We start from the raw sequence: 25,071 nt of genomic DNA, 5'->3' as shown, positions 1-25,071 counted from the left end.
AAGGTGCCGTATCGCGCGCCGCGCAGCACGCCGAAGCCGGTGATTCACGGCACGCAGTCGGCGATCGTCGTCGGGCCGAAGGGCGAGGAAATCTACACCAACGGCAGCGCGGTGAAGGTGCATTTCCCGTGGGACCGGCGCGGCAAGAAGGACGGGTCCGATTCGATGTGGGTGCGCGTGTCGCAACCGTGGGCCGGCGACGGCTGGGGTGCGGCGGCGATTCCGCGGATCAAGCAGGAAGTGCTCGTCGCGTTCAACCAGGGCGATCCGGACAACCCGGTGATCGTCGGCCGTGTGTTCAACGGCGAGCAAGGCAACCCGTATCACGGCGCGGCCGGCCAGACGATGGGGATCAAGAGCCAGACGCACAAGGGGCAGGGGTCGAACGAGTTGCTGATGAGCGACGTCAACGGTGCGCAGATGCTCTACATGCATGCGCAGAAGGATATGCATACCGTTGTCGAGGACGCGCAGTGGACTCAAGTTCTGAAAGGCGATCGGACCGTCGAGGTCGGGAAGGGCAACCATACGACGGCCATTGCGGTTGGCAACCTGTCAGACGTTGTGGTGCAGGGCAATACACTGCATCAGACTCCGCAGGGCGTGCATACGCTCGAAGCCAAAGAACTCTGGATCAAGATTGGCGGCGATGGCGGCACGCGAATCCACATGACAGCTGACTCGATCGACATCTACAAGGGCGATTCGGTGATTCACCTCGACGACAGCAACATCAATATCCAGGCATCCCGAACCGACATCAACCCGAAGAACGGCTAACACCCATCAGGAAAACAAAACATGTACCAGATGCATGAAGGCACGCTGGCGCTGCCGGCCGAGTGGCAGGACAAGACGATGAACGTGTTCGTGTCAGCCGCCAGCGGTACGGAAGGCGTCAGTTTCGTCATCACGCGCGAGCGGCTGCCGTGGGGCATGAAGTTCAATGAATATGTGGCGAGCGAGATTCGGAAGGTGGCAAAGCAGGTGCCGGACTATTCCGAGGTAGCAAACGAAGATGCCACGGTGTCTGGGCGCGCTGCGCACGTGCACGAGTTTACGTGGACGAACAATCAGGCAACGATTCATCAGCGGCTGACGATGGTGGAGTACGGACAGGTGGTGATGATGCTGACCTTCACAGCGCCCGGCACGCTGAGTGACACCCAGCGCAAGCAAATCGAGGCTGTCATTCAGAGCCTTCAGTTGCGCGACCCGATCTGAGGTCGCGATGTCGGACACGCCGAATTACAACGAGCCGAGCGGCACCGCGCAGGAGCGTCTCGATCAGATCGCCAAGCTGGAGGATGGTGAAGCCGCGAAAGCGGCCGAGCAGCCGTTCTATGAGCACCTCAACTACGGGATGCTGGGCGCCGACGCGGGCCTGACCGCCGTTGAGGGGACCACCGCCGGATTGACCGCAGCGGGTACCGCGTTGGCGGGCGGCGCTACCGGCGGGGCGGCATTGGGCGCGGGTGCTATCGCAGCGGGAACGGTGATGCTGCCGTTAGCGATCGCAGTCGGTGGAGCGTGGGCGCTCGACAAAGTCGGTGTTACGGGCTGGCTCTCAAAGGAGTTCACGCAGGTCGGTGACGCGCTGGGCCTCACAATCGGTCGCGGCGATCCGCACCCCGCATGCGTTGGTGACCGGATCGCACACTCGTCGGGCTTTATGGGGATTCTGGCCGGTATTGCCGTAGGGGTCGCGATTGGCGTGGCGGTGGCGGCGACCGTGGCGACAGGTGGACTCGCCGGTGCGTTGATCGTCGGGGCGTGCATGGCCGGCGGCCTGACTCTCGGTGGCGCGCTTGCGTCGGCCAGCCAAAGTATGGGCAGCAACTGCGGCGAGATCGTCACCGGCTCGGGCAATGTGTATTTTGAAGGGAAAAAGGTCGCACGCGTCACGGACCTGGTGACGTGCGAACATCACTCCGGCGTGCCGCAGCCACTCGTCGACGGCAGCAAAACCGTATTCGTCAATGGCCTGCCGCTGGTGCGGATCGGCCACGAGACTTACTGTAGCGGCAAAGTCAATTCGGGGCGCAACAGCATCTGGATCGACAAGACGACGGGCCACTATGGCCCGAAGAATCCGGAGTTGTCCGCGACTCAGGAATTCCTGGCAGGTTTGCTCGGGGGGATCGTAGGCGGTGGAGTAGGAAAATTTGCCGGCAAGGGGTTGCGCGATAGATTCAGACCGGAGCCGACACGATCCGCCGAACAGACGGGGATCAAGGACGAGAATCGTCCAATGTGCCAGGATCCGGTCGACCCGGTATCCGGTGAAATGTTAGAAATCCGAACGGATATCGCCATTCCCGGCATCCTGCCGCTTGAGCTAAAACGCCGCTATCGGACTCGATCGGACGATCACGGACTACTCGGGCACCGCTGGTCGGACAATTGGTCGCAGCACCTGACATTCGACGGTGACCGCTTCGTGAGATTTCACGACGGCGCCGGCCTTGCTCTCGGCTTTGATGCGCCGGACATGGCACTTGACGGTATCAACTTGCGCGAGCCGCGTTATCGGCTGGTCGGCAGCCGACTCGAACCGCGCATCTTCGACCGCGACACCCGGCAACTGCGCATTTTTTCACCACTCGTCGAAGGCCGTTCGTCGCGCCTCAGCCGGATCGAGGATCTCGACGGCAACGCGATCGTCTTTGCGTACGACACGGGCGGTCGGTTGAACCGCCTGAGCCATAGCCACGGCTATTGGCTGGAAGTCGCCTACCATGGGAGCGACCATCGGCCTGAACGGATCGTTCTACATGACGCCGACGGCGAGTTTCGGACACTCGTCGACTACGGCTATCAGGACGGCATGCTCACCCACGTGGCGAGCTTCCAGTTTGGCGAGTTCCACTACGCCTATGAAGAGCATGGCTGGATCACGCAGTGGCGGGATACGGACCAGACCTATGTCAGATATCAGTACGACACCGCCGGACGTGTCGTCGAGACCGGCACGCGGCAGGGCTATCACACTGGCCGGTTCATTTACGAAGCCGGCCGCACGCGTGTGATGGACGCCGACGGCGAGCGGATCTACGACTACAACGACGAAGGTCTCGTCACGGCCGAAACCGATCCGCTCGGCCAGTGCACTCACTCGGAATGGGAACTCGGCCGCCTGATGGCTCGGATCGATCCGCTTGGGCGGCGGACCGAGTACGACTATGACGATCTGGGCCAACTGATCGCTACGAGGGAAAGCTCCGGGCGCACGATCGGCTTCGAATACGACGGCGAGCAGCGCCTCACGGCGGTGAGTCAGCCCGACGGCGGCCGCATCAAGCTCGAGTACGATCATCTGCGCCGGTTGATTACACGCACTGAGCCGGACGGCGTCAATACAAACTATCGTTATGGTCCACGAGGCGAATTGCTGCGCGTGGTTCAGGGCAATCGCGAGACGCGTCTGGACTATGACGATCGGTTGCGATTGACCGACATCGTGTTGCCCGGCGGAGCGCACTTCCGGCGCGAGGTCGACGTACTAGGGCGGGTGTTGGCGGAAACGTCGCCCGACGGGCATATGACCCGTTTCGACTATGCTGACGGCCCGGACAACCCGCGTGGTCTACCGCGCGCGATCATGCTCCCGGATGGCTCGCTGTCGCGCGTGAAATACAACGGCGAGAGCTTGCCCGTCGAGTTGACCGATCCGCTCGGCCGCACGATCCAACGAACCTACGGTCCATTCGACTTACTTACGAAATCGATCGATGCCGCCGGCCACGCGACACATTTCGAGTACGACCATGCAACCCGGCTGACAAAGGTCATCAATGCGCTGGGCGAGACCTACACGTACCGTTACGATGCAGCCGGGCGTCTCTCGGCCGAGATCGACTGGGGCGGTCGAGCGACACGATACGAGCGCGATGCCGGCGGTCGTCTGCTGGCGAAGACGTTGCCCGACGGGGAACAGTGGCGCTATTCGTACGATGTGCACGACCGGCTCGCCGAGGTTGATGCTGGCGACGTCAAGCTTGTCTATCGCTACGATACGGGCGGACGACTGGCATCTGCGGAGGTGCAAGGCGAGCATGCTCACGTGACGCACTTTGCTTATGACCGGAATGGTCGGCTGATCGGTGAAGATCAGCACGGCGAACTGTTGCGTCATGTCTACGATGCCGATGGACAACGCTGCTTGCGGATGACGCCGCGGCGCGAGACGGCGTATGCGTACGATCTCTCGGGCGCGCTGACACAGGTCGGCGAACTGACGATCCAGCGCGATGGCCTGGGACGCGAGATCGGCCGGCAGGCTGGAGATTATGTCGCACAGCAACAGTACGATGCGCTCGGCCGCATTCGCCGGCAGATTGCGGGGCCTGCCGTAGCGTTCGAAACGTTGCAAACCGACCCGGCACGTGCGCTCGATCAACTGACACGGCAGGTTTATCACTACGACACGGCTGGACGGCTTGAGCGGGTCGACACCGATACCGATACGCTTACGTACGGGCGCGATACGCGCGGCCAGATTGTCACGGCCGGAAGTCTGCTGCAGCCCGCCGAGCATTTCCGCTATGACGCGGCGATGAATATCGCCGCGCACGGGCAGCAGGCTCCCGTGGATACTCATCACTACGCCCGGGGTGGCCTGCCGGAGCGGATCGGCTATGCGCGGTACCGGTACGACGCACGTGGCCGCACGATCGAGAAGACGGTCGAACAGCCCGGTTTTCGGCCGAAGACGTGGCAATACACATGGGATGGTCTTAACCGTCTCGTAAAGGTAGTGACGCCCGAACGTGGTGTTTGGGGGTATCGCTACGATGCGTTTAATCGCCGCGTCGCGAAGCAGCAGGTCGGCGGCAGCGAAACGGTGAGGTTCTTGTGGGATGGGCAGACGCTTGCCGAGCGCTGGGTTGAGCAGCGGGACGGCACGACAGGGCAGGTGGTGACGTGGCATATCGAGCCGGGTAGTTTCTCGCCGCTTGCGCAGGAGGCTGACGACGGCCTCCATCCGATCCTGACGGACCAGGTCGGCTTGCCGAAGGCAGTGTTCGATAAACACGGCAAGCCGGTATGGAGAGCCGCGTACTCCCTTTGGGGGAAACTGCTGCCGGCGAGGCGCGCTGCGAATGACGGGCACAGCGTGGCGATCGACACGACACTGCGCTTTCCCGGCCAGTGGGCCGACGATGAGACCGGGCTGAACTACAATCTGAACCGTTATTACGATCCGGATTCGGGGCAATATCTCTCGGTCGATCCCATCAGACTCGAGGGCGGCATTCGAACACAGGGTTATGTCCATGACCCATCGGAATATTTCGATCCACTTGGCCTTGCTGTTTGTCCGCTCCGATACGAGCGCTACAAAATGTATCGCGATGCAGGCTTTTCGGCCCAAGACGCCGCGAAAATGTCGAAAGGCATGCAGGAGGGTTACTTTGCTTCGCTTATGGGTGCACGAGGTCCGAAGTATTATGACAATCCCAACGCGACGCTCGGTGCCCCCGGGTACCAGATGTGGCTTGCTCCCGCGGAAGACTATGCTGGCGTGACCAACAGGGCAGCAGCGGTAACGGCGACGGGTAAGGCTCCCAGCGTTGTTCAGTCTTATCGGACGGGTGAACCGATATACGGAATCGCTGTTCCAAAAGATGCGGTCTCTGTACGTCTCCCCGCAGCAACGGATGGGGGCGCTAACGAACATTGGCGACCAGGCGGATTTACCGGTGTTCAGAATTCGAAGACGGGGGAATGGACGAGCAGTAACGTTAGAGAGGTTATTACCGATGGTGGTAAGCCAATGCCGGAAGGCTCGGTATTTTTTGAGATGAATCCAGATGGAAGCTGGACCCCGATCAGGAGATTTTGATGTCGTGTGAAAAGTGTCGAAGCTTTAGCGGAACGAGTTCCAACTATGAGTATCTGGGTATAAATATTTCCAGGCATGCGGAGTTGTACCGGTGCAAGAATTGTGGCCAACTTCTAGAGATTGTTGCGGAAGCGAGAGCGCCATATTTTCTTACGCTTGAGCAGGCCAAAGAGCACTTTCCGGATGCCCGAAAAGATCTCGAAAATCTTGCACCATGAATGTGACCGCACGAATATGCTCGAAGGGTACTAGGCTGGCGATGATGGCTGGAGGAGGTTCTCCGATCTCTTCTCGAAATACGAGGATTTGCCGGAGGTCCAAGAGCTGGCCAGAGACCTTCGTGAGCGACTCGATCTTGCTTACCCAATTTACCGGGTTGCCGGTCCGGAATCTGCCAAAAAGTGAATAAACTCCAATGTCCCCGCATTCGACGGTATTCGCCCCATTGATTGTGCTGGCGATTCAAAGTTGACTAAGCCTCTGCGCGAATACCTAATGCGCGTGCCCTCTTGATGATCGATGCGAGTAATTCGCGAAGTGTGATCGTGCTCCTGACTCATCCATGCCGCCGTAGCGGCTATGCCAGCTATAGAACGTCGCATCCGATATGCCGTCCTTGGGGCACAGATCCGCGATCTTCCTGCCCCTCACATCTGCCTGAACAACCCCGCATACGCACGACTGACGGGCAGCATTTCCCGCTGCCCATGCACGCGAATCCGCAATCTCCCGAGCAAGTCGCGCTCGATACGATCGATCGCTGCATACGCAACGATCACGCCGCGATGCACCTGCGCGAACCGTTCCGGATCGAGCCGCTGCATCAGCTCTTTCAGCGGCGTGCGAATCACGAGCCGTTCGCCGGCCGTGACGACTTCCGTGTATTTCTCCGACGCCTGGAAATACAGCACATCGTCGACCGAAATGAGTCGCGTCGCATCCTTCACGCCTACCGTCAGCCAGCGGATCGGCACCGCTTCTCTCGCTTGTGCCGCCTGCGCAAGCGCATCGGCCTGCGCAAGCGCCGGCCCGCCGCGCTGAAGCTTCGCGATACACCGCAGCAGCCGCTCGTCCGTCACCGGCTTCAACAGGTAGTCGACTGCTGCGCGATCGAATGCATCGACCGCATATTCGTCGTAGGCCGTGACAAACACGACATGCACGTCCGGCACCAGCGCGGCCAGCTTCAACCCGTCGATGCCGGGCATCCTGATGTCGAGAAACGCGATGTCGGGGCGTGGCGACGCGTTCAGCGCGGCCAGCGTTTCGATGCCGTTGCGCGGCATCGAAACGATTTCCAGTTCGGGCCAGAGTTGCCCCAACCGCTGCGCGAGCGAGGCGGACAGGTTCGGTTCGTCGTCGGCGATGAGGGCGGTCGGCATGTCAGTCGATCGGAATCAGCAGGGTAGCGGTGACGCCATGCGCGGCGGCGGCGTTCGTTTCGACGCAGACTCGGCCACGCTCGCCGTGCAGCGTCCGGATGCGCGCTGCGACGTTGGCGAGCCCGACGCCGCCATGCAGGCGCGTGTCGCTTTTGCCGAGGCCGACGCCCGTATCGATCACGTTGAGTTCGAGTTTGTCGCCACGCATCCTGCCGCGAATCACGATCACGCCGCCGTCGATGGACGGCTCAATCCCGTGCAGCAGGGCATTCTCGACGAGCGGTTGCAGCAGCAGCGGCGAGAACGGCAGCGCGTGCAGGTCCGCCGGCACGTCGATCGTATAAGAAAGCCGCTCGCCGAGCCGGATCGATGCGATCTTCAGCAGTGCTTCAACGAGTTCGAGTTCCTCGCCGAGCGTGGACGTCGCATCGCGCGTGCGCCGCAGGCTCGCGCGCAGGTAGCGGTTCAGGCTGTCGAGCATCGTCGATGCGCGGGCCGGGTCGCGCTCGATCAGGCTCTGCACGTTCGCGAGCGTATTGAACAGGAAGTGCGGCTCGATCTGCGCCTGCAGCAGTGCCAGGCGCGCGGCGGTCTCGGCCTGGCGCGCTTCGGCGGCTTCGCGGCGCTCGGTCTCGAGCGTCGCACGCATGCGCATCGATTGCAGGAACAGCGATACGCACACGAACAGGATCGCCGAGATGAGCAACGACGGCCCATAGTTATCCCATGTTCCGAGGCGGGCGCGCCCGAACACGTGCGGCACGTTCCCGCGGATGATCGCTGCCGATATCTCGAAACCGATGAGCACGCTGGCCGGTGCAATCACGACGGTCTTCAGCGCGAGCCCCGGCTTGCGCGGCAGCAGCCGGTCGGCGGCGTGGCTGAACAGCAGCGCGCAGAAGCCGATCGTGTTGGCGACGACGAGGTAGGGCAACAGCGGTTCGTTGAAATGGATCGCCCAGAACCCGAGGCCGACGACCGAGTTGAAGCACGCGAACGCAAGCAGCGCGGCCGGATCGCGCAGCAGCCGCGGCGGGGCGCCGGCGGGTGGCTGCGGAATCGGCGACGGGTCGGACGTGGCTCGCATGGTGTCGGGTGAGGGTGGGCGCGCGATGCGCCGATGGCCTGACCTTACTGCCGGACGGGCCGATAACGCGCGCGTTGCGACGAACGGCGCGCGGCTTTGACGAAGCGCGTCGGCTGCCGACGGTTGGCCGGTTTCCGCCACGAGTGTAGTGGAAGGTGCTGCGGAAGGACACGGGGTGTTGCCGGTTGCGCGTCGAGCACGAAGCGCCGGCTGGCGGGATAGCGCGGACCATTCAGCTCGGACGTCGCCGGCGGCCGGATTCGGTGGCGCGTCATTCGTCCCGATTCGCCGGACGATCATCGCCGCGACGCGCAACTCGTCCGCAAATTCCGGCCGCCCGTCGCAAGCCGTGTCGTCTGCCTGAGCGGCGCAGTACGGTGTTGCCGTGTCCACTCCGATCAGGCGACTTCGACCATGTCCGCGCTCCTTCACCTGAAGCCTTACGTGTACGTCATGTTCTGCGTGCTGCTCTACATCGGCATCAAGCGCTGTTTCCCGCGAGAGGTGCCGGCGGCACGACCGCTGATCTCGCCGGTCGCGTTCGGGATGCTCGGCATCGTCAGCCTGAACGGGCTTTTTCCGCATGCCGGCATCGACGCGAACGCGATTGCGCTGGCGGCCGTCCTGGGCGGCGCAGCGCTGGGCTGGCTGCACGCGAGCCGGTGGCGGCTCGAGTATCGTCCGGCGTCGTCGGGCCTGCGCGTGCGCTTGCCCGGCGACGCCAGCCTGCTCGTCACGCTGATGCTGACGTTCGTCGCCGAGACCGGCATCCATTACGCGGTCGCCGTACACGCGCCGTGGGCGGCGACGAGCGGCTTCGTGATGCTGTCGTTCGCGGTATGGGGCGTGCTCGTCGGGATGACGCTCGGGCGCGCGGTGAACGTGGTCGTGCGCTGCATGCGCCACGCGAGCGGATCGGCAAGCGGGGGGGGCCCGTATTCGGTCGATCCGCGATGAAGGGTGCGAAACAACCGGCGAGCAGAAAACCGCCGGCCGAGCATGCGATGCGATCCGTCTTCGTCAATTGGATCGGCATCGAATCGAAGCGGCATGTAACGCGCGCTGTCTTGCGCCCCGTTTTCCTGTCATGGCCGCGTCATGGTGCGCCCATAACGTTGCACGTTCCCGTCGCGGCGGCATCGCCGGAACCGCGGCGTGCGCAACCCCCTAGCGACGACGTGCCCGCGTCGCAGGCAGGCCTGCCGGGATCTCGCTCCCGGCGGCGCGGCAGTCATGCCACGCGCCATTACATTCGAAAATACGATCGACGCCGGTTCGAACCGGATCGCGGACGATCAGGAGACAGGGACCATGCTGAGCCCGCATGAATTCTCGATGCTGTTGCGTGTTGCACGTGCGCCGGACAGCGTCGATCCGTCGAATCCGGCTTTTGCCGTGCTGGTCGAGAAGCGGCTGGTCGACGATACGCAGATGCGCATGAACGCCGTGGCCGCGCGCCCGGCGCTGACACCGGTGGGCCAGATGCTGCTGGCGCGCTTCGACGAAGCGGCTTGAGAAAAAGCGTCACGCGTTCGTCGACACGAAGCGCGTGACGCGTCGAGCACTGTGCCGCTTACTGCGCGACCGGCACGGTCACATCGCTGCCGAACCAGTGCATCGAGATCTTCTTCAGCGTGCCGTCCTTGTGCAGCGAGTCGAGCGCGTCGTTGATCGCCTTCTCGAACTTCGGGTTGCCCTTGCGGAACGGGATCGCCATTTCCTGCTTGCCGCCGTTCAGCACTGCGCCCGCGCGCAGCGGCAGGTTCGACGTCTTGATCATGTACGGCAGCATCAGGCGGTCGTCGAGCGTCGCCTCGATCCGGCCGGCGGCGAGGTCGCGCAGTTTCTCCGGCGCGCCCGGATACGTCTGCACCTCGATGCCCGGCACGGTGCGCGCCATCTGGTCGTAGTTGGTGCCGAGCGTCACGCCGAGCTTCTTGCCCTTGAAATCGTCGAGCGACTTGAAATTGCGCGTGTCGTCCTTGCGCTGGATCAGCTGGGCGGCCGAGTACGTGTACGGCTCGCTGAAGTCGAGCGCTTCCTTGCGCTGCGGCGTGATCGTGACCTGGTTGACGATCACGTCGAACTTGCCGGCCTGCAGGCCGGCGATGATGCCGCTCCATTCGGTCGGGATGAACTGCGTCTTCACGCCGAGCTTGCCGGCGACCGCGTTCGCGACGTCGACGTCGAAACCCTCGAGCTGGCCGGACGTGCCGCGCGAGTTGAACGGCGGATACGTGCCCTCGAGGCCGACGCGCAGCACGCCGGCTTTCTTGACCGAGTCGAGCAGGTCGTCGGCGTGCGCGGCGACGGCCGTGAAGCCGAGGGCCGACGCGAGCAGCAGGCCCGACAGCAGGAACTTCGAACGTTTCATCGCAGATCTCCAGAGGTCAATGTCGTGTGGTGAGCGCCGGGTATCGGTCGAACCCGGGGGCGGCCGGAATACGGGCATGTAGACACTACTCGCAACCGCGCCGCGCCGGAAGTCGAATTGGCCCTGATTGAAATCGATTTCAGCAGGGCGGGGCGGCCGGCCGCGTGATTGGCGTGTGGGAGGCGTCGTACAAGGCGTGGGGAGTAGCCCAAGAAGTTGTTACGCGGCTATCGCGAGTGACGGGCGAAATCACTCGAAATTCACTCCGATTTCAGGGTCAGCAAATTGATGATGAAAGTGGATTGCACGGAGTTGGACGCCTGGACGCGGATTGGCTGGCCTGCTGCAAGCCGTTCGTTGATCGTCGACCGGTTCAGCGTCCCCGGCACCAGTTGCTTGATCAGTGCCGGGTCAAGGTTCAAGCCGTCGTGCCCGGTTCAATCGTCACTTCCTCCTTGCGTTTGCGTGGCATAAAAGTGGTTCCTTGGCTCTCGGTTTATGACTCACACAAAAGATCGGATCAGCTCGCTGCCGGAACCATTCCACCGATGGGTCGACATGTTCGAGGTCGTTTATTTCGGCCAACCGGTCCGAATGGCCAGCCGCAGCGGGCAGCCAACACGTTGTTCGATCGCTACACACACACAAATGGTGGCAGGTTTCGCCTCCCGCATCATTGGCATAATCACGACCTTTTGCGGCATCATGCGCGAGCGCTGATGTCCGATTCCGTGATGCCGACGAACAACGTACGCGCTTTGCAGCGCCCACGTGAATTCATCGAAGCAATCGCACGTGCATGTCACGACGCCGTGCCATCCGCGCCTCCAAACGTTACTCCCACCCCCTACAACCGATGCTCGCAACAACCGACCTGACGACCATAGTCAGCCTGAAGCAGATCCTCGAAACGCCCGGCGACTTCTCTGGGTGGCTCCATCTGCCGCCGAAGCCGTGGACGCTCGATACAGAGGGCGCATTCTCGGCAGACGCGCAACATGCCGAAGACGATGCATCGTCCTCGATCGCGCTGCAACCCGACTGGAGCATCACGCTGAACAGTGCGACGATCGAAGATATCGTGATCAACGCCCACGACCAAATCGACGAACCGAGCGTTTTGCAGTTGCTCGACGCATTCGTCTTTTACGTAGAGAACGATGAATTCATCCTGTTCTGACGACGTGGTTTGCCACACGTCGTCATGAAGTCCTGGCGGGACATCCTGATTGCAGCCAATCCGCTCGTTCGATTTCTCGAGGAGATTGCATTTTGGGCACCGCCTATCTCGGCCATCCAGCGGTCCATTACATTGTCCGGGATGCGATGGTCGCAAGTCGTTTAGCGACCGATGACTCCATCGACGATTTCGGTGAATTCAAGTGCCGGCATGCGGCTGACAGAGAGACCCGAGACCGGTATCGTGCGCAATCGATTCGACAAGGCGCCATGTCGCCGGGAGGCACGATGCACAATCGGGATCTGAAGCAGTTCATCGTCGGAATTCGCGACACGGTGGGCGTGCACGCAAGCATCGGCGCACCTGTGCCCGATCATGCAATGCACGCGAGTTCCCTCTCCGTGAGCGATGAAATTGCCGCATGGTTCAGCGCACTCGACGATGTCGATCTGTCGATTCCCTGGACCGCTGACGACCTCCTGTTGTACGGCAACCAGGCGAGTCTCGCGCGTGGCCAGACCGGCTATCGTGTCGACGCATCTGGCCGGCGTCTGTCCGGATGGCACGACGACTGGATCGTGCTGGGTCAGATGGGCGGCGATCCCGTGATCGTCGTCCCGGGAGGCGATGTGCTGTTCGACCGCCACGGCGCGGGCTCCTGGGCACCATCGCGCGTTGCGTCATCCCTCACGCACTTCGCCCACGCGCTGTGTATCTGGTGCGAGTTGTACGTTGGAAAGTACTCACGCGATATCTTCGACGACACGTATGAAATCCGCCCGGCATTCCTTGCTGAAGTCCGGTCGCGGATAAGCGAGGCGCTGCCCGATGCGGAAGCGGCGGTGTTCATGGAGATGGTCGGCGGGTGAGTGCGGGCGAGCAGTCTCGAGCAATGCGGAGACCAATACGCAGGCAGCCCCGGGTGACACAAGTGATTGACCGAAACACGGTCTTACTTACGGCGAGAACGAAATGCTTGACCCCGACCAGGATGACGACCTGATCCACGTCTACGCAGGTAGCTCCGGAGATGCACCGGTTCATGAAGAACTTCCCGCGCGCCAGGTCGAGCCGGGCATCTACGAATTGCTGGCATCGCCCGGCCTGGCGCTGAATCTCGCGAAAGGCGATCTTGTCCGCATCGATGACCCCGATCGTCCTGCCACGGTACTGAAGCGCGGCGGAAACTACTGCATCCAGATCTATGGCGACGCGATTCCGGATCACGAGATCGACCGGCTTGCGAGCGAGGTCGAATCCGAACTGAGCGGTACGCTCGACGGTCGTTACGGCGGATCGCTCGCGCTATCGGTGCCGTCCGGTGCGGGAGGCGAGCGAATCCGTACTGTCTTCGACGGCTTCACGGCAAGAACCGGCCTTGCCTGGTACTACGCGAACATCTACCGGAACTTCGAGGATCCGGACGACGAAACGCTGCTCGACTGGTGGCTCGAGTCGTGACGCGCAAAATCGAACACGTGTACGTCGGAGATACCGACAGGAAGATCAACCGATGACCCGCACACCGACCATCGGCACGACCGTGGCCGAAATCGAAGCAGCCGAAGCATCACTCGGCCGCGCGTTGCCGCATTCGTTCGCGACATGGCTGCTGCTCAACAACGGCAGGTCGCTTGGCGGATTGTCCGTGTTCCCTGTCTTCGATGCGCGCAATCCGCGCAAGACCTGGAATTCGATCGTTCGGCACTACAGTGAAGGTTGGCGCGCGTGGCGAGACAACTTCGACCACACGGATGCCGATTTCTCGAATCTGTTGCCGTTTGCCGAGTTCGGGACGGGTGACTACTATTGCTTCGACTACGACCGGACAGGGGTATCGTGCGAACCGGCCGTCGTCCTTTGGTCGCACGAGACGGGCGAGACGACACCGGTATCCGACAGTTTCACGGCTTTTCTGTCGATGCAGGGCGGCATGGAGGGGAGCGGGAAATGAACCTGACGGATGATCCGGCGGGGTTACGTGAACGTCAGGAGGCCGTGTGTGCGCGATACGCTCTGCGTGCTGCCGAACCCGGGCACAAGGTTGCGGTCGCGATATCGACGCTCGGGCGGATGCCTGTCTATGGCACGCGCATCGTGCTGTCGGAAGGCGATGACATCGGCTGGTTTTTCCACTGCGGCGAATATTCAGAGGCGCCCGACTTCTATCAGCCGCTGCACGCCGCACATCTGCCCACCTACCTGCCGCTGGTCTTGCCCTATTTGATGCTGCCGCCCGGCGCGCGTTTCATCATCGACGACGCCGGCTACGAAGACGTCTGGATGGATCTCCCGGGCAACGAGGCGTCGCGGTGAGTGCGCGGCAGACCTTTCGCAAGGCGCTGATGCTGCTCGATCATGGCATGACGGATCGGGGCGAAGCCGTGCTGCATCTTGCGCTGACCGAGGCCGAGCAGGAGGGCGATCGCGTTGTACTCGCCCAGTCGCTCGTCGCGCTGGGCGACCTGATGTGCGAGACGTCGCGCAGTGGATCGGCGCGTCCATTCCTGGAGCGGGCGCTTGCGGCGGCACGAGACCTCGATGCCGGCCTGCTGGCGTGCGAGCGTGACAGGGCCGAACGATTGCTGGCGCGTATCGAATGCGAGCGCATCGGATTGCAGATTCGCGGCCCGGAAGATTTCAAGAACAGGACGTTCTCGCTTGCCGACTTCGTCGCGGTTGTGCGGGCGAAGGCCGAACGGCCGGCGGGCTACGATCCGGCGTGGCAATACGATGTGTATGGAAATGACGGCGATGCAGACTGGTGTCCGCGGCAGACGATCTATATCGGCGACAAGGTACAGGTCGACGACGATCGCGAGCGCTACCCCGAGCGGGTCACCGAGCTCGGTTACGTATTCCGCTACTCGTGCGAGCACTTCCAGGACGTCGTCGATCTGGCCTGTCGTCAGAAACCGGGCGCATCGATCGACGACCTCGTCCGCTGTCTCAACCACTTCGATCGCCACGACGACTTCCTCGATCTGGATTCGAACGGCGAGTAGCCGCGAGCACGATGAACGGGACGTCGCAACAAAAAAGGACCGCCGGGGCGGTCCTTTCTCATCGGGAAGCGAGGCAGAGAAGCCTCCGCTCCTCAAGGCAGCGAAATCGTCAAATTGGCCGATTCCGGCCCGACCTTGATGACCTGCGAATAAGGCGCCAACGCCTGCAGCGTCTTGTCCTTCAGATACGTATTGAGCCCGAGATACCCGAGCAGCGCCACCAGCGCAAAAACCGCACCGATCGCCCAAACCGGCACTTCGCGTTTGAGTCGATGCGCAATCTGATCCGGCAACGGCCAATGCGGCGCGAACGGCGCCCGCTTGCCCTTCATATGCGCGATCTCGTCCCCCAGCCGCGCGGTGAGGTAAGCCAGCTTCTCCGGCCCTTCGAGCAGATACTTGCCCTGGAACCCGAGCAGCAGGCACATATGAAACACCTCGAGCGACTGCAGCCGCGCCGCACCCTGCGCGCGGCACTCCTCGAGATACTGAAAGAACTTCTCGCCCGCGAGCTGCTCGCCGAACAGCACGAGCTGCAGCGGCCGGCGTTCCCAGTCCGCACGGATCTTGAACTGCGACGACAGCACCATCTCGTCGATGGCCGCGCAGAACGCGAACTTCGCGCCGTACACATCCTCGGCCGCGATATTCAGCTTCTTCGCGCCACGCTCGAAATCCGACAGGAATTCCTGGATCCGCGTGCTGAACTCGCTCGCGCTATCCGGCTCCCGCCTGTTCTTGAGCAGGAACAGCATGAAGAACCCGTCGTACAGCAGGTCGAGCAGCGAACGGGCCTGGAACGAGGCATCCGTCGACGCCGGGGTATGCAGGGGAGGCGGCGCGTTGTCGCCGAACAGGGAAGGCGCGTAGCTCATGATGTGACCGCGATCAGTTCGAACTTCAGGTCATTGATGCCAGTCGGCGCGTAGATCATCGCGGACTGGGCCTGCAGCATGCGCTCGTACAGCGCGCCACGCGAATCGAGCGCGAAGTAGCAGGCGCCGGGGCGCACCGGAATCGCGGGCGGCACCTGCGGCGTGTACGACAGCCGCACGCCGGGCATCGCCGACAGCACGAGCTTGTCGACGTCGTCGGGCGCACCGACCTTGAAGCGGGCCGGCACCGCATCGACGAGCTCGACGCTCGGCATGTCCGCGGACACCGCGAGGTAGAACTCGGTCTTGTCGTCGATCTTGCCGGAATCGAGGCGGCCGAGGTGGAACGACGGGCGCACCTCGTCGAGCGTGATCGCGAAGTAGCGCGTCGAGATCACGGTGTCGAGCAGCTCGCGCAGCATCAGGTCGAGACGCGCAAAGCTCGGGCCCGGATCGTCGTGGCGGTACACCGGCAGGTCCGCGAGCGTGTAGCCCTTCGAGAACGTCATCAGCTGGCCCGCGAGGCGCAGCAGTTCCTGGAACAGCCGCTCGGGATGCAGCGCCGAGTGCTGGTGCAGGTGCGCGAGCGTCGCGAACGCGGCGTTCGCAGTGTGCAGCAGCCAGAACGACGCGATGTCGCCCGAGCGGAATTCGATGATGTTCTTCGACGGCTCGCGGTGAAAGCCGTACAGCGCGTTCACCTTCGCCTGCAGCGCATCGACGAGCTGGCGCAGCCGCTGGTGCAGGATCGGCGATGCGTCGATCGCGAGGCACGGCGGCACGAAGCTGTCGTCGATCTCGAAACCGGACGTCGCGGTGCGGCGCACGCGTACGAGCGGCACCGACAGCAGCTGGTCGCGCGGTTCGCTGTGCGCGATCAGCTTGACCTGCGTCTTCAGGAACGTGATGTCGGCTTCGGCTGCGTCGGTGAAGTTGTCGCCGACGCTGGTCTGCTCGCTGACGAAACGCGTCATGAAGCCGGCGGCCGGATCGTCGCTGTAGTTGGTGCCGTTCTCGCGCAGCGGGTGCAGCGCGAGATAGAACACGAATTCGTTGATGCCGTCAGGCAGCGTGTCCAGCGCGATCGGCGGCGGCAGGTCGTCGGCCTGCGGCGCGGCATACAGCGCGCCGTCCGGGAACACGAGCGCGAGCTCGGCCACCCGCAGCACGTTGCTGCCGAGTGCGTCGCGGTCGATGCGCACCGAGCGCACGCCCCAGTTGTACGGCTGGATCGCCTGGATCGATTCGAACAGGCGCGCTTCGTGGTACGCGTCCTGTCGCTGAAAGTGTTGAGGCCGGAGGAACAGCCCTTCCCCCCACAGCACCTTGGCCGAATAACTCATGTCAAATCCGGTTAATGTCGCGTTGCGATGTAATCGATTCGTTCGTGCCCGAATTAAATCGCCAATTGTTAACTCTTGTTAATTGACATTCGTGCGTCATGTTTAACCGCAGGAGACCGAAGAAAGCAAATTCAGCGGTTGCGAAGGCGCACCCTGTTGCGGTGCGATGACGGTGCCATCGGTGACCGTCATCGCGCAATTATGCAGGCCGATGATTATGCCGGATTTCTCCGACTTCACCGGATCGAACGTCAGTTTCCATCGTTGTAGTGCGGGATCGCGGAACAGCGCGACGATGCCGAACGCTTGCGCTTCGCGCGAAACCTTCTCGGTCGCCGTATAGCGCTGGCCCGGAATCAGCGTGATTTCACGCACGTTCAGCAAATCCGCGCCCAGCGCGGCTTTTTCCTTGGTCGGATCCGTAAATGCGTCGAACGGCGCCTGCTGGAACGACGTCGGGTCCTTCAGCGCATAGAGCCGCACGACGAGCGCGAGCGGCTTGTTGTCGGTCGCGGCGTTCAGGTTCGGCGCCGCGGCGAGCGTGATGCCGAGGTTGCGCGGCGGCTTCTGCGCGTCGGGCACCTCGGGCTTGCCGATGCCGGCCGCGGACATCACGGCGCTCGCGGCCGAGCCGAGCAGCGGGGCGGCCGCGCATCCGGCCAGAAGGGCGCAGGCAACCAGCGGCAGCGCATAGCGAATCATCAACGATCTCATCGTATTTCCGGCGTGCTGCCTTTATCCCTGTCAAATCTGCCGGGTATTTCCGCGCGCGTTGCGTATCCCCGACATTGCACTGTTCAACTATTAAGCACGCCCGCGTCGTGGCGAGCGCCCGGAAATTTTTTCCGCCGCCCCGGCGGCGCGTCGTGCAACCAGTAAAACTTGCCCATTCCGGCCGAAAGAAAAATCGCTGCGAGCCCGCGGCGAGCGGCCATTGGAGGGGGTAGCGCCCGGTTTTAAAAGGAATTACTCTTCACACGACGATTGAATTATGAAAAATTGATCGGTACTATACCCGCGCGCTTCTTGCAAAGCAAAAGAACCAGATTCTCAACGATTTAAAACTCACGCGCCGGTGGATATAACGATGAAAGACCGTCTCTTCGCAAAACTGTCTGGGGTAGTAGTGGCTTGCGGCGTGATCGCCGGTTGTGCGAGCCAGCCTCCCGCGCCGCCGACTGCAGAGGTGTTCAACAAGTCGCTGGCCGATGCGGACGCAGTTGCGAAGGCGGGGGACCAGGACAAGGCCCTCGGCCTGTATCAGCAGCTCGCGAAGTCGGATCCGACGCGCGAGGAGCCGTGGTCGCGCATCGCGCAAATCCAGTTCGCACAGAACCACTACGGTCAGGCAATCGTTGCCGCGCAGGAAGCGCTGCAGCGCGACGCGACCGACCGTCAGGCGAAGAGCGTGCTGGCCGTGGCCGGCCTGCGGATCGCGACGCAGTCGCTCGGCGAGCTGCGTCAGGATTCGTCGCTCGCGGGCGACGCGAAGTCCGATGCGCAGGCGCTCGCGAAGCAACTGCGCGACACGCTGGGCGAATCGGCGTTGTTCCCGCCGGAGACGACTGCCCGCCCCAGCGGCCGAATCAAGAGGACCCGCACGGTCGTGCACAAGAAAGGCACGACGCCGGCCGCCGAAACCACCGCTACGGTGCCGCCGGCGAACACGTCGTCGGGCGGCGCCGCGCCGAAGGGCGGCGATCCGTTCGGCGCACTGCGCAACTGAAACCGCAACTGACGCGATAACCACAACTAACCTGGGAGCCGTCGAGATGGCCAAGAAAGAAAGCATTCAGAAAAGCTTGCAGAAAATACGGCCGCCGCGCGTCCAGCTGACCTATGAGGTCGAGAAGGGCGATGCGATCGAGGTGAAGGAACTGCCGTTCGTCGTCGGGGTCGTCGGCGATCTGGCGGGCCAGTCCGAAATCGAGCAGCCGAAGCTGCGCGACCGCAAGTTCGTCAACATCGACCGCGACAATTTCGACGACGTGATGAAGGCGATCGAGCCGCGTGCCGCGTTCCAGGTGGAAAACCGCCTGAGCCCGGAAGGCGGCAAGTTCGCGGTCGACCTGAAGTTCCGCTCGCTGTCGGATTTCAGCCCGGACGAAGTCGTCGAACAGGTCGAGCCGCTGCGCCGCCTGCTCGAGGCGCGCTCGAAGCTCGCCGACCTGCGCAACAAGCTCGCCGGCAACGACAAGCTCGAGGATCTGCTGTCCGAGGTGCTGAAGAACACGCAGCAGCTGCAGGAGCTCGCGAAGGGCACCGGCGGCGACAAAGACGGCGAATGACGACGGAGTGTTGAGATGAACCAGCAAACGGCTGCGGCCCAAGCGAGCGGCGCGGAATACGCCGCCGGGACTTCGCTGCTCGACGACATCGTCGAGAAGAGCAAGGTCGCGAAATCCGATTCCGAGCATGCACGTGCGAAGGACCTGATCGGCGAACTCGTGCACCAGGTGCTCGACGGCACGGTGATCGTGTCGGACAACCTGTCGGCCACGATCGACGCGCGCGTCGCGGAACTCGACCGCCTGATTTCCACGCAGCTTTCCGCGGTGATGCACGCGCCGGAATTCCAGCGCCTCGAAAGCACGTGGCGCGGGATGGACTATCTGGTCAAGGAAAGCAACACCGGCCAGACGATCAAGATCAAGGCGCTGCACGCTCCGAAGCGCGACCTCGTGCGCGACTTCAAGGGCGCGAGCGAATTCGACCAGAGCGCGCTGTTCAAGAAGGTCTACGAAGAGGAATTCGGCACGTTCGGCGGCTCGCCGTTCGGTGCGCTGATCGGCGATTACGAGATCTCGCGCCAGCCGGAAGACATGTACTTCATCGAGCAGATGTCGCACGTCGCGGCAGCCGCGCATGCGCCGTTCATCGCGTCGGCGTCGCCCGAGCTGCTCGGCCTCGAGTCGTTCTCCGACCTCGGCAAGCCGCGTGATCTCGGCAAGGTGTTCGATACCGTCGAATATGCGAAGTGGAAGTCGTTCCGCGACGCCGAAGATTCGCGCTACGTCGGCCTGACGCTGCCGCGCTTCCTCGGTCGCCTGCCGTTCAATCCGAAGGACGGCCAGACCGCGGAGAACTTCAACTTCGTCGAAGACGTCGACGGCACCGACCACGACAAGTACCTGTGGTGCAACGCCGCGTGGGCGTTCGCTGCACGCCTGACGGCTGCATTCGACGACTTCGGCTGGTGCGCGGCGATCCGCGGCGTCGAAGGCGGCGGCCTCGTCGAGGACCTGCCGACCCACACGTTCAAGACCGACGACGGTGAAGTCGCGCTGAAGTGCCCGACCGAAATCGCGATCACCGATCGCCGCGAGAAGGAACTGAGCGACCTCGGCTTCATCCCGCTCGTTCATTGCAAGAACTCGGATTACGCTGCGTTTTTCGCTGCGCAATCGGTGCAGAAACCGAAAAAATACAGCACCGACAGCGCGAATGCGAACGCCGTCCTGTCCGCCCAGCTTCAGTACATCTTCTCGGTGTCGCGCGTGGCGCACTACCTGAAGGCGATGATGCGGGACAAGATCGGCAGCTTCGCATCGGCGCAGAACGTAGAGACTTTCCTCAACCGGTGGATTTCGCAGTACGTCCTGCTCGACGACAACGCGTCGCAGGAACAGAAGGCGCAATTCCCGCTGCGCGAGGCATCCATACAAGTGTCGGAGATTCCGGGCAAGCCGGGCTCGTATCGTTCGGTCGCGTTCCTGCGCCCGCACTTTCAGCTCGACGAACTCTCGATTTCTCTGCGACTTGTCGCTGATCTGCCCAAACCGGCAAATTCATAAGCGAGTAAATCGCCCGGGCGGGCCGCCTGGGTAGGACGTTAAAACCACCTCTTTGGGGAGTCGAAGGGCCATGTTACATATGCACTTGCAGTTTGGTAGTCCCGCGGTGAAGGGCGAGTCCGCGGACAAGGACCACCAGGGCTGGATCGAACTGAAATCGTGGGATCACTCGATCGTTCAGCCGCGTTCGGCAACCGCATCGACCGCTGGCGGTCACACGATGACGCGTTGCGAGCACGGCGACATGATTTTCACGAAGGAAATCGATTCGTCGAGCCCGCTGCTGTACCAACACGCTTCGGGCGGTACCACGTTCGACGAGGTGACGGTTCATTTCTCGCGCGCTGACGGTGAAGGCAAGCGCGTGCAGTATCTGGAAGTCAAGCTCAAGTACGTGATCATCTCGAGCATCGCCCCGAGCGTTCGCGAGGAAGGTCTGCCGCTCGAGACGTTCTCGCTGAAGTACGCAGCCGTGCAGTGGAAGCAAACCCAGCAGAAGATCGGCGGCAACCAGGGCGGCAACACGCAAGGCGCCTGGAGTCTGACGAAGAACGACAAGACCTACGCGGTCTAAGGTCGGTTGCGGCAGCGGGGCGCTCGGCGTCCCGTTGCCGTTTTCGCTGTAAGTACCGGCCGATGAAACGATTCGAACCCAGTTTTCTCGACAAGCTGTTCGACGACGAACCGCACCTGCCGGCCTCGGCAGCGATGCGGCAATTGTCGCTGGACGAGCTCAAGAACACGGTCGCCCGCGACGTCGAGGCGATCCTCAACACCCGTATCGCCCACACCGAGAACGAGCTGGCCACGCTGCCGGAGTGCCAGAAGTCGGTGCTGACCTACGGGCTGAACGATTTTGCAGGGCTGAGCCTGGCGAGTCACTACGACCGCGCGTTCATCTGCAAGTCGATCCAGCAGGCCATCGCGCGCCACGAGCCGCGCCTGCAGCAGGTGCAGGTGACGTTCGAGCTGAACGAGCAGGCCACCAACGCGCTTTATTTCGCGATCCAGGCGCTGCTTGTCGTGCACCCGGCCGAGGAGCCGGTGAGTTTCGACGCGATGCTGCAGCCGTCGACGCTGCAGTATTCGGTCACGCGCGCACGCGCCGCCAGAATGCAGTAAATCAAGCCGCCGAGCGGGCCGGACCGCCCGGTGATGGTTCAGGGTCCGGCAGGAAATATTGAGGTTCGGGGTCGTCGATGGAAGAATTGCTGCCGTATTACGAGCGCGAATTATCGTTTTTGCGGCGCTATTCGCGAGATTTCGCCGAACGTTATCCGAAGATCGCGGCGCGGCTCGCGCTGTCCGGCGAGCATTGCGAGGACCCTCACGTCGAGCGGATGATCGAGTCGTTCGCGCTGCTCGGCGCGCGCATCAACAAGAAGCTCGACGACGATTACCCCGAATTCACCGAAGCGCTGCTGGAAGTGCTCTATCCGCACTACCTGCGGCCGTTCCCGTCGTGCTCGATCGCGCAGTTCACGCCGGCCTCGCCCGGCCAGCAGACCGAGCCGGTCGTGATCGATCGCGGGACCGAGCTGAAGAGCCGCCCGATCCGCGGCGTGCAGTGCCGGTTCCGCACCGCCTATGACGTGACGCTCGCGCCGATCCGCATCTCGGAAGCGCGCTACACGCCGGTCGCGCTCGCGCCGAGCGCGACGGTGCTGCCGTCGAACGCGACGGGCGTGATCTCGATCACGTTCGAGTCGCTCGCCGCGCAGCTCGATCTCGGTGCGCTGAAGCTGCCGACGCTGCGCGCGCACCTGCACGGCGAGCAGTCGTTCGTCGCCGCGCTGACCGACTGCCTGTTCGTCAACGTGCTCGGCGCGTATGTCGAGCCTGAACGCAACGGCCGCTGGACCGCGTTGCGCAAGCTGCCGATCGCGCACGCCGGCTTCGACGAGGACGACGCGCTGATCGACTACCCGGCGAAATCGCATCCCGCGTATCGCCTGCTCACCGAATACTTCGCGTTCCCCGACAAGTTCGATTTCGTCGACTTCGACATCGCGGCGATCGCGCGCGCGACGGGCCGCTGCCAGCGGGCGACGCTGCACCTCGTGCTGCAGGACGTGCGCAGCGATTCGCACGTCGCGCGGCTGCTCGAGCTGCTGACGGCGAGCCACTTCCGGCTGTTCTGCACGCCGATCGTCAACCTGTTCCGCCAGCACGGCGAGCCGATCCGCATCACGCACCGCGCGGTGTCCTACCCGGTGATCGCCGAGGCGCGGCGCGCGTTCGCGTACGAGGTGTACTCGATCGATTCGGTGAAGCTCGTCAGGCAGCAGGCACACGAGGAATCGGTGATCGAATTCCGGCCGTTCTACTCGCTGCATCACGGCGAATCGGCGCGGATCGGCCATTACTGGTTCGCGCGCCGCAACGACTGGGTCGCCCAGAAGAGCCCCGGTTATGAAACCGAAATCTCGATCGTCGACATCGATTTCGAGCCGACGTCGCCGCAGACCGACACGCTGAGCCTCGACCTCACCTGCACGAACCGCGACCTGCCGGCCATGCTCGCGTTCGGGCTCGAAGGCGGCGACCTGTTCCAGGAAGGCGGCGCGCAGACGAGCGGCATCTCGATGCTGCGCCGCCCGACGCAGAGCGTGCGCTTCGAGCGCGGTCGCGCCGCGCACTGGCGGCTCGTGTCGCACCTCGCGCTCAATCACGTGTCGCTGGTCGCGCACGGCCTCGCGCCGCTGAAGGAAATGCTGACGCTGTACGACCTGCGGCGCACCGCCGTGTCGATGCGCCAGATCGACGGCCTCGCCGGCGTCGAGCAGCGCGGCGCCGTGCAGTGGCTGCCCGGCAAGCCGTTCGCGACCTTCGTGCGCGGCATCGAGATCCGCCTGACGATCGACGAGGAGCACTTCGTCGGCGCGAGCCTGGCCTCGTTCGTGCGCGTGCTCGACAGCTTCTTCGGGCTGTACGTCCACCTCAACAGTTTCGTTCAACTAGTCGTCGTGTCGAAGCGCACCGGCGAGGAGATCATCCGATGCAAGCCCCGGACCGGCGAATCGATCCTGGCGTAGTCGACGCGCTGCTCGACGAACCGCACCGCTTCGAGTTCTTCCAGGCCGTGCGCGTGCTCGAAGGGCTGTTCGCGCGGCAGGCGTCGGATGCGCCCGGCGCGTGGCGGCAGGGCGACGTGGTCGCGCAGCGCATCGAATTCCGCAACACGCTGTCGCTCGGTTTTCCGCCGAGCGAGATCGAAGGCGCGCGCTCGTTCGACGGCGACGGCACGCAACTGAAGACGGACGAGCAGCGCGGCGCCGCGCTCGCGGCCGGCGAGCTCGGCCACGTCGAGCTGACGCCCGCGTTCTTCGGGCTGCTGGGCGGGCAGGGCGCGCTGCCGCTGCATTACACCGAGCAGATCATCGCGCGCGAGCACCTGAAGCGCGACCACGCGGCGCGCGCATTCTTCGACGTGTTCTCGAACCGCGCGACCGCGCTGTTCTATGCCGCGTGGAAGAAATACCGGCTGCCGTTCCATTACGAGCTCGATCGCGACGAACGTTATCTGCCGCTGCTGCTCGCGATCGCGGGCGTGCCGAGCGACGAAGTGCGCGACAGCCTCGCGGCCGGCGTGGGCGGCGTGCTCGACGAGGCCGTTGCCGGTTATGCGCTGGCCGCGCGGCACCGGCCGATGTCGGCCGCATACCTGCAGCGCACGCTGTCGGACTATTTCCGCGTGCCGGTGAAGATCGACCAGTTCGTCGGCAAGTGGTACGACGTGCCGCCCGACCAGCTGAGCGTGCTCGGCGAGGTCAACGCGGTGCTCGGCGCGACGGCGCTCGTCGGCGAACGCGTATGGCAGCGCGACATGCGCGCGCGGATCGTCGTCGGCCCGCTGTCCAAGCGCGACTACGAGGCGTTCCTGCCCGGCGGCGCGCAGGCCATCGCACTGGAGCGGATGCTGACGCTGCTGGCCGGCGTCACGCTCGAATACGAGGTGAAGCTCGTGCTCAAGCGCACCGAGGTCGGTGCGAGCGTGCTCGGCGCCGGCTCGCGGCTCGGCTGGGACGCGTTCCTGTGCACGCGAGACGCGCTCGAGGATCGCTCCGACGCGCGTTACGAACTGCACGTGATTCACTGATTCCAAGGGTCTGTTTACATATGGAACGCGCATGCGAATGCCCGAAATCGCTCGTCCCCCAAGGGGACTTCCTAACGGGGCGCAGGC

24 protein-coding genes and 2 pseudogenes are annotated in these 25,071 nt (G+C 63.2%); 18 read left to right on the top strand and 8 right to left on the bottom strand.

Features of this window, described 5'->3' with window-relative positions; all coding sequences use genetic code 11:
- The 3 genes from VK92_RS20865 to VK92_RS20855 form a co-directional block, all read left to right on the top strand.
- Positions 1 to 780: type VI secretion system Vgr family protein (locus VK92_RS20865; protein WP_048023654.1), on the top strand; the 780-nt coding region annotated here is incomplete at its 5' end.
- A 21-nt stretch (positions 781 to 801) separates the two neighbouring features.
- On the top strand, positions 802 to 1,224 hold the full coding sequence (locus VK92_RS20860; RefSeq protein ID WP_021161838.1) for a DcrB-related protein: 423 nt from the start codon (positions 802 to 804) through the stop codon (positions 1,222 to 1,224).
- A gap of 7 nt (positions 1,225 to 1,231) precedes the next feature.
- Complete coding sequence (locus tag VK92_RS20855) at positions 1,232 to 5,845, top strand: DUF6531 domain-containing protein (RefSeq protein WP_231600591.1); 4,614 nt, start codon at positions 1,232 to 1,234, stop codon at positions 5,843 to 5,845.
- 543 nt (positions 5,846 to 6,388) lie between these two features.
- Here the strand turns inward: VK92_RS20855 and VK92_RS43435 are convergent.
- From VK92_RS43435 to VK92_RS20845, 3 genes and pseudogenes are all read right to left on the bottom strand, one after another.
- Positions 6,389 to 6,484 (bottom strand): annotated as a pseudogene (locus VK92_RS43435) (transposase); the annotation flags it as partial.
- A gap of 8 nt (positions 6,485 to 6,492) precedes the next feature.
- Positions 6,493 to 7,227, bottom strand: a complete 735-nt coding sequence (locus tag VK92_RS20850) for a LytR/AlgR family response regulator transcription factor (RefSeq protein ID WP_048023645.1) — start codon at positions 7,225 to 7,227, stop codon at positions 6,493 to 6,495.
- 1 nt (position 7,228) lies between these two features.
- Positions 7,229 to 8,314: a sensor histidine kinase gene (locus tag VK92_RS20845; protein WP_082160859.1), complete on the bottom strand. Its 1,086-nt coding sequence runs from the start codon at positions 8,312 to 8,314 to the stop codon at positions 7,229 to 7,231.
- A 414-nt stretch (positions 8,315 to 8,728) separates the two neighbouring features.
- Here VK92_RS20845 and VK92_RS20840 point away from each other — a divergent pair, with 414 nt between their 5' ends.
- Together VK92_RS20840 and VK92_RS20835 are read left to right on the top strand one after the other, a co-directional pair.
- Positions 8,729 to 9,271, top strand: coding sequence for a hypothetical protein (locus VK92_RS20840; RefSeq protein WP_048023643.1), 543 nt, complete (start codon positions 8,729 to 8,731; stop codon positions 9,269 to 9,271).
- Positions 9,272 to 9,625: 354 nt separating this feature from the next.
- Positions 9,626 to 9,829, top strand: a complete 204-nt coding sequence (locus tag VK92_RS20835) for a hypothetical protein (protein WP_027788527.1) — start codon at positions 9,626 to 9,628, stop codon at positions 9,827 to 9,829.
- A 58-nt stretch (positions 9,830 to 9,887) separates the two neighbouring features.
- Here the strand turns inward: VK92_RS20835 and VK92_RS20830 are convergent, their stop codons facing one another.
- On the bottom strand, positions 9,888 to 10,688 hold the full coding sequence (locus VK92_RS20830; protein ID WP_021161832.1) for a transporter substrate-binding domain-containing protein: 801 nt from the start codon (positions 10,686 to 10,688) through the stop codon (positions 9,888 to 9,890).
- A 341-nt stretch (positions 10,689 to 11,029) separates the two neighbouring features.
- Positions 11,030 to 11,160: pseudogene (locus tag VK92_RS40385) on the bottom strand (IS256 family transposase); the annotation flags it as partial.
- Positions 11,161 to 11,544: 384 nt separating this feature from the next.
- Here VK92_RS40385 and VK92_RS20825 point away from each other — a divergent pair.
- The 6 genes from VK92_RS20825 to VK92_RS40380 all read left to right on the top strand — a co-directional run bounded on the left by VK92_RS20825 (position 11,545) and on the right by VK92_RS40380 (position 14,873).
- A complete protein-coding gene (locus VK92_RS20825; RefSeq protein ID WP_048023642.1) occupies positions 11,545 to 11,868 on the top strand; it encodes a DUF7716 domain-containing protein in 324 nt (107 codons plus the stop codon).
- A gap of 92 nt (positions 11,869 to 11,960) precedes the next feature.
- The gene (locus tag VK92_RS20820; protein ID WP_131723279.1) at positions 11,961 to 12,737 is read left to right on the top strand and encodes a hypothetical protein; all 777 of its coding nucleotides are present in this window, start codon (positions 11,961 to 11,963) and stop codon (positions 12,735 to 12,737) included.
- A gap of 103 nt (positions 12,738 to 12,840) precedes the next feature.
- Positions 12,841 to 13,329 carry a DUF4265 domain-containing protein gene (locus VK92_RS20815; protein ID WP_048023638.1) on the top strand — a complete coding sequence of 163 codons (489 nt, stop codon included), beginning with the start codon at positions 12,841 to 12,843 and terminating at the stop codon, positions 13,327 to 13,329.
- Between the two features lie 52 nt (positions 13,330 to 13,381).
- A complete protein-coding gene (locus VK92_RS20810) occupies positions 13,382 to 13,822 on the top strand; it encodes an SMI1/KNR4 family protein (RefSeq protein WP_048023636.1) in 441 nt (146 codons plus the stop codon).
- Complete coding sequence (locus VK92_RS20805; RefSeq protein ID WP_048023634.1) at positions 13,819 to 14,184, top strand: immunity protein Imm33 domain-containing protein; 366 nt, start codon at positions 13,819 to 13,821, stop codon at positions 14,182 to 14,184. Before VK92_RS20810 ends, VK92_RS20805 begins: the two co-directional genes overlap by 4 nt.
- Positions 14,181 to 14,873, top strand: coding sequence for a DUF7716 domain-containing protein (locus VK92_RS40380; RefSeq protein WP_053076277.1), 693 nt, complete (start codon positions 14,181 to 14,183; stop codon positions 14,871 to 14,873). Before VK92_RS20805 ends, VK92_RS40380 begins: the two co-directional genes overlap by 4 nt.
- A 92-nt stretch (positions 14,874 to 14,965) precedes the next feature.
- On the opposite strand, the gene icmH is transcribed toward VK92_RS40380, so the two are convergent.
- The 3 genes from icmH to tssJ all read right to left on the bottom strand — a co-directional run bounded on the left by icmH (position 14,966) and on the right by tssJ (position 17,805).
- Positions 14,966 to 15,748 (bottom strand): type IVB secretion system protein IcmH/DotU, encoded by a 783-nt coding sequence (icmH, locus tag VK92_RS20795; RefSeq protein WP_021161821.1) that lies wholly within the window; start codon positions 15,746 to 15,748, stop codon positions 14,966 to 14,968.
- Complete coding sequence (tssK, locus tag VK92_RS20790; protein ID WP_011350756.1) at positions 15,745 to 17,091, bottom strand: type VI secretion system baseplate subunit TssK; 1,347 nt, start codon at positions 17,089 to 17,091, stop codon at positions 15,745 to 15,747. Before tssK ends, icmH begins: the two co-directional genes overlap by 4 nt.
- A gap of 102 nt (positions 17,092 to 17,193) precedes the next feature.
- The gene (gene tssJ / locus VK92_RS20785; protein WP_042976613.1) at positions 17,194 to 17,805 is read right to left on the bottom strand and encodes a type VI secretion system lipoprotein TssJ; all 612 of its coding nucleotides are present in this window, start codon (positions 17,803 to 17,805) and stop codon (positions 17,194 to 17,196) included.
- 373 nt (positions 17,806 to 18,178) lie between these two features.
- On the opposite strand from tssJ, the gene VK92_RS20780 reads away from it, so the two are divergent.
- The 7 genes from VK92_RS20780 (at position 18,179) to tssG (ending at position 24,984) form a co-directional block, all read left to right on the top strand.
- Positions 18,179 to 18,817, top strand: coding sequence for a tetratricopeptide repeat protein (locus VK92_RS20780; protein ID WP_042976611.1), 639 nt, complete (start codon positions 18,179 to 18,181; stop codon positions 18,815 to 18,817).
- 46 nt (positions 18,818 to 18,863) lie between these two features.
- Positions 18,864 to 19,379 (top strand): type VI secretion system contractile sheath small subunit, encoded by a 516-nt coding sequence (gene tssB, locus VK92_RS20775; RefSeq protein WP_006484395.1) that lies wholly within the window; start codon positions 18,864 to 18,866, stop codon positions 19,377 to 19,379.
- Between the two features lie 15 nt (positions 19,380 to 19,394).
- Positions 19,395 to 20,885: a type VI secretion system contractile sheath large subunit gene (tssC, locus tag VK92_RS20770; protein WP_006477094.1), complete on the top strand. Its 1,491-nt coding sequence runs from the start codon at positions 19,395 to 19,397 to the stop codon at positions 20,883 to 20,885.
- A gap of 70 nt (positions 20,886 to 20,955) precedes the next feature.
- Positions 20,956 to 21,459, top strand: coding sequence for an Hcp family type VI secretion system effector (locus tag VK92_RS20765; RefSeq protein ID WP_006477093.1), 504 nt, complete (start codon positions 20,956 to 20,958; stop codon positions 21,457 to 21,459).
- 62 nt (positions 21,460 to 21,521) lie between these two features.
- Complete coding sequence (gene tssE / locus VK92_RS20760) at positions 21,522 to 22,007, top strand: type VI secretion system baseplate subunit TssE (RefSeq protein ID WP_021161818.1); 486 nt, start codon at positions 21,522 to 21,524, stop codon at positions 22,005 to 22,007.
- Between the two features lie 77 nt (positions 22,008 to 22,084).
- Positions 22,085 to 23,920: a type VI secretion system baseplate subunit TssF gene (tssF, locus tag VK92_RS20755; protein ID WP_021161817.1), complete on the top strand. Its 1,836-nt coding sequence runs from the start codon at positions 22,085 to 22,087 to the stop codon at positions 23,918 to 23,920.
- Complete coding sequence (tssG, locus tag VK92_RS20750; RefSeq protein WP_048023630.1) at positions 23,884 to 24,984, top strand: type VI secretion system baseplate subunit TssG; 1,101 nt, start codon at positions 23,884 to 23,886, stop codon at positions 24,982 to 24,984. The genes tssF and tssG overlap by 37 nt, the downstream gene beginning before the upstream one ends.
- The last annotated feature ends 87 nt before the right edge of the window (positions 24,985 to 25,071 follow it).

This window comes from Burkholderia sp. LK4 (assembly GCF_001043615.1).
GTDB classification, from domain to species: domain Bacteria; phylum Pseudomonadota; class Gammaproteobacteria; order Burkholderiales; family Burkholderiaceae; genus Burkholderia; species Burkholderia cepacia.
The sequence above is the reverse complement of the archived record's forward strand: the minus strand, read 5'-3'. Positions and strand labels throughout refer to the sequence as shown.